The 8,227-nt window shown below is 70.0% G+C and carries 7 protein-coding genes; 4 read left to right on the top strand and 3 right to left on the bottom strand.

Annotated elements, in window-relative coordinates:
• Positions 1-611: 611 nt before the first annotated feature.
• Complete coding sequence (locus tag MFF42_RS17905) at positions 612-1,133, bottom strand: DUF2244 domain-containing protein (RefSeq protein ID WP_238256961.1); 522 nt, start codon at positions 1,131-1,133, stop codon at positions 612-614.
• Between the two features lie 20 nt (positions 1,134-1,153).
• Between MFF42_RS17905 and nth the strand changes: the two genes are divergently transcribed.
• Together nth and purC are read left to right on the top strand one after the other, a co-directional pair.
• The gene (gene nth / locus MFF42_RS17900) at positions 1,154-1,966 is read left to right on the top strand and encodes an endonuclease III (RefSeq protein ID WP_238256960.1); all 813 of its coding nucleotides are present in this window, start codon (positions 1,154-1,156) and stop codon (positions 1,964-1,966) included.
• A 274-nt stretch (positions 1,967-2,240) separates the two neighbouring features.
• A complete protein-coding gene (purC, locus tag MFF42_RS17895; RefSeq protein WP_017487305.1) occupies positions 2,241-3,035 on the top strand; it encodes a phosphoribosylaminoimidazolesuccinocarboxamide synthase in 795 nt (264 codons plus the stop codon).
• Between the two features lie 9 nt (positions 3,036-3,044).
• Here the strand turns inward: purC and MFF42_RS17890 are convergent, their stop codons facing one another.
• Together MFF42_RS17890 and MFF42_RS17885 are read right to left on the bottom strand one after the other, a co-directional pair.
• Positions 3,045-4,706: a glycosyltransferase gene (locus MFF42_RS17890; RefSeq protein ID WP_238256959.1), complete on the bottom strand. Its 1,662-nt coding sequence runs from the start codon at positions 4,704-4,706 to the stop codon at positions 3,045-3,047.
• On the bottom strand, positions 4,703-6,346 hold the full coding sequence (locus MFF42_RS17885; RefSeq protein WP_306423549.1) for a glycosyltransferase family 2 protein: 1,644 nt from the start codon (positions 6,344-6,346) through the stop codon (positions 4,703-4,705). Before MFF42_RS17885 ends, MFF42_RS17890 begins: the two co-directional genes overlap by 4 nt.
• 334 nt (positions 6,347-6,680) lie before the next feature.
• Here MFF42_RS17885 and MFF42_RS17880 point away from each other — a divergent pair, with 334 nt between their 5' ends.
• Together MFF42_RS17880 and MFF42_RS17875 are read left to right on the top strand one after the other, a co-directional pair.
• Complete coding sequence (locus MFF42_RS17880; protein WP_238256957.1) at positions 6,681-7,694, top strand: NAD-dependent epimerase/dehydratase family protein; 1,014 nt, start codon at positions 6,681-6,683, stop codon at positions 7,692-7,694.
• A gap of 203 nt (positions 7,695-7,897) precedes the next feature.
• The coding region (locus MFF42_RS17875) for a 2-dehydropantoate 2-reductase N-terminal domain-containing protein (RefSeq protein ID WP_283206891.1) at positions 7,898-8,227 on the top strand (330 nt) is incomplete at its 3' end.

Here is an 8,227-nt window from a genome sequence, read left to right as displayed (position 1 = left end):
GTGCTCACATCCGTATCACCCACGTTTCCATGAATGACCGGTGAGCTTTCCGAAACGAAGGTCAGCTTTCATCTCTCACGGTCCGATCGCTCGGACCCGCAAGGACATGAACAAGCCGCCCACGTTTCTCTTTCTCGATGATTCACTTGTCAAAGAGCGCGAGGCCGACCCCCGAAGGAGGCACCCTCCACCGAAGACGCGCCGACAGCCCGGTTGCCCGGCCCATCCAGCCCACCTCGGCGATGAAGTCCGCGGCGCGGGATCGACCCCGCCGCTCGCGGTCCGCGGCGTCTAGAGCCGGCGAACCGTCCTGTCAACCGCCCCACGCAAGCGCCACGGCGCCGGAAACGGCCAACACCCCGGAACAGGAAGGACAGCAATCGCCCGATCCAGTCACCCGGATCAGCTCCGCTCCACCGACAATCCCGAAGACCGTCGAAACACTCGGCCACCAAGCGGTGGACCGCGGCGCCCCGTCGGTGAAAGTGGGTATATGGAGGCCGGGCGCCGACGTCAATCGGAAAATCGCGGAAGGCGCGATCGCGCCCGCCACGAAGCCTCGGAACGCATCCGGCGGCCCTTCCGCAACGGGAGGGCCCTCGTGCGCTCGATCAGTAGCCCTTTTTCACCTGCGCCAGGGCGCGCGTGAGTCCATCGGCCACGATGGCCCGCTCGTCGGGTGACGCGTCGCGGGCGACAACGACGTGCTCGCGACGCGAGGTGAGCGTCAGCGTGCGCAGGCCGAACTCCTCGTCGTCGACGCGGCTGAGCTTGGTCCAGAGCGGGTTGAAGCGCCACTCGCGGCGGACGCCGCGCGGATCGATGCGGGCCAGAAACACCTCGATCGGCGAGATCATCACCTCCTCGAAGGAGCGACCGCGGCGGAAGCTGACCTTCAGCGCCACGTAAAGGGCCAGCATATCCAGGCCGAAGAACCCGGCGATCGGCCAGAAGCCGGCGCGCCAGCAGGCGATCGATGTCACGAGCGAGACGAGGCAGCAGAACCCCATCACGATCCGGAAGCCGTCCTGGCTCAGGGATTGGTGAGGCCGGATCACGGCCGAGTAGACCGGCCGGTCCATCGTTGCGGGATCGAGCCCGTCCGGATGTGCAGGAATGTTGCCGCTCGCCATGGGCCGAATATAACGCGCCGATGCCAGCGAAAAAGCCGTCATCCCGCTCTTCCGCCCCCGCTGCGGTAAAAAGTCAGCCAGCGAAGTCTGCCGACGGGCGCGCGAAACCAGCAAAGCCCAGGGCCGAGCTGGCGCCGGCCCTGACGGCGCGGGTCGAAACCTCGCCGCCTCCCGTCGATGATGCGACGTTGGTCGAGATCTTCTCGCGCCTCCGCGCGGCCGACCCGGAACCGCGCTCCGAACTCGACTATATCAACCCCTATACGCTGCTCGTCGCGGTGGTGCTCTCGGCGCAGGCGACCGACAAGAGCGTGAACCTCGCGACCGCGCCGCTCTTCGCCATCGCCGACACGCCGCAGAAGATGCTGGATCTTGGCGAGGAACGGGTCCGCCACTTCATCCGCACCATCGGACTGTTCAACACCAAGGCGAAGAACGTCATCGCGCTCTCGCGGATCCTGATCGAGCGGCACGGGGGCGAGGTCCCGCGCGAGGCCGAAGCCCTCGAAGTCCTGCCGGGTGTCGGCACCAAGACCGCGAGCGTGGTGCTCAACGTGGCCTTCGGCGTGCCGCGGATCGCGGTCGATACCCACATCTTCCGCGTCTCGAACCGCATCCCCCTGTTCTCCGCCGCCACCACCGACAAGGTGCAGGCGGGGCTGGAGGCGCGGGTGCCGGAGCCGTTCCGACTCAACGCGCATCACTGGCTGATCCTGCACGGGCGCTACACCTGCAAGGCGCGCCGGCCCGAATGTCCGCGCTGCGTCATCGCGGATCTCTGCCGCTATCCCTCCAAGACGACGGCGCTCACCCCCATATCCCCAACCGATTAGAGTGCCTCGCAAAATGCCGGCTGCCCGGCAGCGCCTCCTCCGACGGCGACGGCGCAGCGGGCGCTTCGCGCGAGACACGGAGCCGGCGCCCGGCGCCCGTCCGGACGAAGCGGTGCAGCGCCAACGCGTTGTGCTGCAAACCTCGTTCCGGTAGATTGATGGTATGGCGGCCGGGATTGGCACCTGAGGGCAGGTCCTGGCCGTCCGCCCGCCAGACGGGTCGCCGCGCCGCGGATTTCGCTTCACGTGCCAGTTCCGAAGGAGCCACGGCCCCATGGACTTCCTCAAACCACGGTACACGCCTATGAACCGCCGCCGTCGCATCTACGAGGGCAAGGCGAAGGTCCTCTATGAGGGACCGGAGCCGGGGACGCTCATCCAGCATTTCAAGGACGACGCGACCGCCTTCAATGCCAAGAAGCACGAGGTGATCGACGGCAAAGGCGTGCTGAACAACCGAATCTCCGAATTCGTCTTCCAGCACCTCAACGACATCGGCGTGCCGACCCACTTCATCCGCCGGCTCAACATGCGCGAGCAGTTGATCCGCGAGGTCGAGATCATCCCGCTCGAAGTGGTGGTGCGCAACGTGGCGGCGGGCTCGCTCGCCCAGCGGCTCGGGCTCGAGGAAGGCACCCAGCTGCCGCGCTCGATCATCGAGTTCTACTACAAGAACGACCAGCTCAACGACCCGATGGTGTCGGAGGAGCACATCACCGCGTTCGGCTGGGCGACGCCCCAGGAGATCGACGACATCATGGCGCTCGCCATCCGCGTCAACGACTTCCTGTCCGGCCTCTTCCTCGGCGTCGGCATCCGTCTCGTCGACTTCAAGATGGAGACCGGCCGCCTGTGGGAGGGCGACCTGATGCGCATCGTCGTCGCCGACGAGATCTCCCCCGATTCGTGCCGGCTGTGGGACATCAAGTCCTCGGACAAGCTCGACAAGGACCGCTTCCGCAAGGATCTCGGCGGACTGATCGAAGCCTATACCGAGGTCGCCAAGCGTCTCGGCATCATGTCCGAGAACGAGAAGGTCCAGACCGGCGGCCCGCGCCTCGTCCAGTAGGGCGAGCGCTCAGCGTGGCGTGGCCGGCCCCCGGCCGGTCCAGCCGCGGCGCAGGCGTAGGTAGGTCGAGAGGTCCGGATCGAAGCCCGGATGATAATGGGGGTCCTGCGCCAGCAGCGGCCCCCATCGCTGTTTCAGCGCCTCGACCTCCGCCCGGTGGCGGGCGGCCGCCTCCGGCGAGGGCCGGCGGCTCGCCGATTCCCGATGATGCAGCACGGCGCCGCCGACGTAGAGCGTGCGCAGGCCAAGGGCATTGAGGCGCAGGCAGAGATCGACGTCGTTGAAGTCGATGGCGAAGGCCGCGGCGTCGAAACCGCCGGCGCGGGAAAATTTGTCCGCCTCGACAACGAGGCAGGCGGCGGTCACCGCCGAAACGCTTCGGGTGGCGCGCAGGGCACCGAGGTAGCCGGCGGCGTCCCCGGGGAAGTGGCGGTGGCCGTGGGTGGCGAGTCCGCCGGTGCCGAGCACGATGCCGCCGTGCTGGATGCGGCCCGCGCCGTCGATCAGCCGGGCGCCGACGGCGCCGACATCGGGGCGCAACGCCTCGCGGACCATCCGCTCCAGCCAGTCCGGCGCCTCGGCCTCGACGTCGTTGTTGATGAAGGCCAGGAGGCGCCCGCGCGCCTGCGCCGCCACGCGGTTGTTGATCGCGGCGAAATCGAAAGGGCCGGGACAGGCGACGACCCGCGCCGCGCCCTCCGCCTCGAGGGTTCGGAAATAGGCGAGCGTCGCGGGATCGCGGCTGCCGTTGTCGCAGATCAGGATCTCCTTCGCCGGCCAGTCGGTGCGGTGGCGCAGGCTCTCGATGCAGGGGCGCAGCAGGTCGAGCCGGTCGCGGGTGGGGACGATCAGGCTGACGAGGGGACGCGGCTCCGGCAGGGGCCTGTCGAGGCGGATCACGCCGTCCTCCTCGATGACGATGTTCGTGCTCCCCTCCCCCGCCCGATCGAGGTCTTGCCGGATCGCCGCGCACCGGGCGGAACGCGTCGTCGCCCCCTGCCCCGCGCCGCCGAAACCTCCGACCGAGAGGATCTGCGGGAGGTGGCGCACGGCGCCCGGGCCGAAGCGGTCCGCGATCCTCAGGGCGAGGTCGAGGGCGGGAGCCCCGTCGGCGATCGCGATGCCGGCCACGCTGGAGCGGCGCAGGGCGATGACGGGTCCGAGGTAATCGACCGCGTGCAGGTAATCGCGATCGAAAGCCGGCCGAAGCAGGGGAAGCCATGGGCCGCGCTCGACCCGGAACAGGGCATCGCCGTAGAGCGCATGGAGTGCGGGATCGTCGAAGGCGGCGGCGATGGCGGCCCCTGCCCCCTCGGCGATGGACTGACCCTGGACCGAGAGCAGGACGACCGGACCTCCCTCCGGCGTGATCCCCACCGTGCCTCCCCGACCGATCTCGACCCGCTCGATCCCGGCCGCGGCGAGGGCGGCGGGCGGTTCGCTCGGCGGTGCGAGGCTTCCGGGCCGGTGCAGGTCGTGGTGGGCTCCGACGAGCACGATGAAGCGCTGCGCCGCCCGCAGCCGCCGGCCTGCGAGCCGGGTCAGCAGGATCGAGAGGGCCCGTCTCGGAGAGCGCAGGGCGCGCGCGACCCGCACGAGGCGACCCGGCACGGGCTCGGCGGCGAAGCGCAGCGCGTCGGGCCATCCGTCGGGTGCGCCCTCGGCTCTCATTCGAGCTCCTCGCCGAAGGTCGTGAGCGAGAGGGCCGGATGGTAGAACGGATCGTGCCGGATCACGGCGCGCCAGCGCTCGGTGAAGGCGGCCGCCTCGCGCTCGAAGCGCGCGCGGGCGGCCCCGACCGGCCGCCCCCGGCTCACCGATTCGAGATGGGACAGGACGGCGTGGGGCGTCCACATCGTCTTCCAGCCCCGCGCCCCGAGCCGCAGGCAGAAGTCGATGTCGTTGAAGTCGATCGGAAAGGTCTCCGCATCGAAGCCGCCGACCGCGCAATATTTCTCCCGCGCCACGGCGAGGCAGGCCGCGGTGACGCCCGAGACCTCGTGCGCGACGCGCAGGCGATCGAGGTGGCCGGGCGTGTCGGCGGGACGGCGGCGGAGGATGTGCCCTGCCTCGCCGCCGAGCCCCACCACGACACCGGCGTGCTGGAGCCGTCCATCCTCGTAGAGGAGCTTTGCGCCGACGGCGCCCACCTCCGGCCGGACCGCCTGGGCGACGAGGACGTCGAGCCAGTCCGGCCGCAGCACCGCCACGTCGTTGTTGAGCAGGACGAGGATGTCGCCGCGGGCCCGGGCGGCGCCGGCATTGACCATCGCGGAGAAGTTGAAGGGGTGCGGATGGGGCTCGATCCGCACCCGTGGATCGGCCCGCAGCCGCTCGTAGAGCGCGAGCACCGTCGGCTCCGTGGAGCCGTTGTCCACGATCACCAGTTCGAGGGCGGGATAGTCGGTCCGTTCGAGAACGCCCTCGGTGACCCGCGCGATCAGGTCGAGCCGGTCGCGCGAGGGAACGATCACGCTGACCAGCGGTGCCGGCTTCGGGTGCGGCCAGTGCAGGTCGAGACAGCCGTGGCGGAGAACCGCACGCGCCGGCGAGCCGACGGCGCTCAGCTGCCAGTCGAGGCGTGATGCGCGGGCGGACAAGTCGACCGCGAAGGGCTCGCGGCGGCACAGGATCCGCGGGATGTGGACGACGCGGGTCGCGGCCCCGGTTGCGAGGTCGAGGGCAAGGGCGGCATCCTCGGGGGAGCCGACCGGCTCGGCCGGCAGGGCGGAGAGGAACGAGGTCGCGACGAGAGCGGGGGCGCCGGGATAGCCGGTGACGAGAGCGAAATCGGGACTCCAATCCGGCTTGAGGCGCGGCCGGATCGTCCGGCCGCCGGTCTCCTCGTCGGCGTAGACCATCTCGGCGGCCTCGGCCGCGACGCCGTGCGCGAGCAGGCTCAGCGCCTCCGGAGCCAGGACATCGCCGGGACGGAGCAGGCCGAACAGGGCGGCGTCTCCGCAGAGATCCCGGAGCGTGGCGGCCGGATTCCAGTTGCCGGAGGACAAGCGCGGATCGGGTCCCGCAGGCTTCGTCGGCGGATCGCCATCCGTCCAGGCGACGAGGAGCGACCAGTTGCGATGGGTCTGGGCGCGCAGGCTCGCCACGCTGCGCGCCACCGCGTCGGCCCGGGCGAAGGGCGCGGGGAGGACGAGGCGGATCGGGGCGCCCGAGGTCGGCTCGGCCGGCGCCGACCGGAACGGACGCCGCGCCTTCCAAGCCGGGTAGCGGGCGAGGGGCGACACGGCGCCCTGGGCCTGGATGGATGTCTCGGCCGGCCCACCTCTCTCACACGTTCCGTACAACGGCATTCGGCCCCGGCAGAAGCGGGACCCGCGTCGCGGGCGGGTTCAAGGCATAGGTCGGCTGATAGTCTGGCGTAAGTATACCGTATTCCCCGAGAAACAAGCCCTGAGCCGGCGCGACAGCTCCGCGCTGGAAGCAGGCCAGAGCCCGCCCGGCGGTCGCGCGGCTCGTGAAGACCCGCTTGGAAAAACCTGTGAAAACGAAAGTCGCGGATCGTCGGCGATGTTCCCGGCACGAGACCGGGCCGCGCTTTCTCCCGCAGTCTCGGCGTTTCTTGCGAGGAGCGCGCGCGGGGGCTATCCCGCTCCATCCTCGGAAAGTCGGCGCGACGGGCCTCGCATGCACGCTCTTGTCACGGGCTCGGCCGGCTTCATCGGCCACGCGCTGAGCCGGCGCCTGCTGGCGGCGGGTCACGCCGTGATGGGGTTCGACGGTCTCTCGCCCTACTACGATGTCGCGCTGAAGCGCGCCCGGCACGCGGATCTCGCGCGGCATCCCGGCTTCGAGGCGGTGGAGGCGCGGCTCGAAACCCCCGGCGCCCTTCTCGACGTGATGGCGCGCGTCAGACCGGACGTCGTCTTTCATCTCGCGGCGCAGGCGGGGGTCCGCTACAGCCTCATCGACCCCGGCGCCTATGTCGAGGCGAACCTCGTCGGCTTCGCCAACCTGCTGGAGGCTGTGCGCGCCCACCCGGTCCGGCACCTCCTGACGGCCTCGACCAGCTCGGCCTATGGCGGCAATGCGAGCGTGCCGTTCCGCGAGACCGACCGCGCGGTCTCGCCGCTCACCCTCTACGCCGCCTCGAAGCTCGCCAACGAGGCGATGGCGCATTCCTACGCCCACCTGTTCCGCGTGCCGACGACGGCGTTCCGCTTCTTCACGGTCTACGGCCCGTGGGGGCGGCCGGACATGGCGCTGTTCCTGTTCACCCGAAAAATCCTGGCGGGCGAGCCGATCGAGGTGTTCGGCGAGGGCGCGGCGGAGCGCGACTTCACCTTCATCGACGACCTCGTCGACGCGATCCTCGCCCTGTCCGAGCGCCCACCGCCGCAACCGGGGGAGGGCGGCCCGGTCTCGGCCGCCGATACGTTGAGCGCGGTGGCGCCCTACCGCCTCGTCAATATCGGCGGCGGTCGCCCGGCCCGCCTCGATGCCATGATCGCCGCCCTGGAGGTGGCCCTCGGTCGCAAGGCCGAGCGCGTCCTGAAACCGCTGCCGCCCGGCGACGTGATCCGCACCCATGCAAGCACCGACCTGCTGCACGATCTCGTCGGCAGCTTGCCCGAAACGCCCCTGGAGACCGGCATCCCCGCCTTTGTGAAGTGGTACCTCGACTATTACGGCGACCAATGAAGCCCGGTCTCGACTCGGCCCCGCGCGTCCTCGCTCGGGCGGGGATCACGGCCATTCGGGACGGGACGATCCCCCGAATGCGCCGACGCGGGCCACGCTGAGCGAATTGCCGGCACGGGAAAATATGCCGACCCTCGGGGCGGGTGGCCTCCTGCACGGATCCTGAGGATCGAGGGCCGCCGCGGCAGGGAGACGGGTCCCCGATGCGTATCGCGATCATTGGTTCGGGCTATGTCGGCCTGGTGTCGGGTGCCTGCCTCGCCGATTTCGGCCACGAGGTCGTCTGCATCGACAAGGATCCCGAAAAGATCGCCGCCCTCAACGAGGGCCGCATGCCGATCTACGAGCCCGGCCTCGATACGCTGGTCGCCGAAAACGTCCGCCAGAAGCGGCTCGCCTTCTCCACCGACCTCAAGCCCGCCGTCGCACAGGCCCAGGCCGTGTTCATCGCCGTCGGCACGCCGTCCCGCCGCGGCGACGGCTTCGCCGACCTCTCCTACGTCTACGCCGCCGCTCGCGAGATCGCCGAGGCG

The sequence above is a fragment of the Methylorubrum podarium genome, from assembly GCF_022179745.1.
GTDB lineage: Bacteria > Pseudomonadota > Alphaproteobacteria > Rhizobiales > Beijerinckiaceae > Methylobacterium > Methylobacterium podarium.
The sequence above is the reverse complement of the archived record's forward strand: the minus strand, read 5'-3'. Positions and strand labels throughout refer to the sequence as shown.

Coding starts and splice junctions, on each gene's coding strand:
- MFF42_RS17905 (WP_238256961.1), bottom strand. CDS start 1,133: ATGGCGAGCGGCAACATTCCTGCACATCCGGACGGGCTCGATCCCGCA.
- nth (WP_238256960.1), top strand. CDS start 1,154: ATGCCAGCGAAAAAGCCGTCATCCCGCTCTTCCGCCCCCGCTGCGGTA.
- purC (WP_017487305.1), top strand. CDS start 2,241: ATGGACTTCCTCAAACCACGGTACACGCCTATGAACCGCCGCCGTCGC.
- MFF42_RS17890 (WP_238256959.1), bottom strand. CDS start 4,706: ATGAGAGCCGAGGGCGCACCCGACGGATGGCCCGACGCGCTGCGCTTC.
- MFF42_RS17885 (WP_306423549.1), bottom strand. CDS start 6,346: ATGCCGTTGTACGGAACGTGTGAGAGAGGTGGGCCGGCCGAGACATCC.
- MFF42_RS17880 (WP_238256957.1), top strand. CDS start 6,681: ATGCACGCTCTTGTCACGGGCTCGGCCGGCTTCATCGGCCACGCGCTG.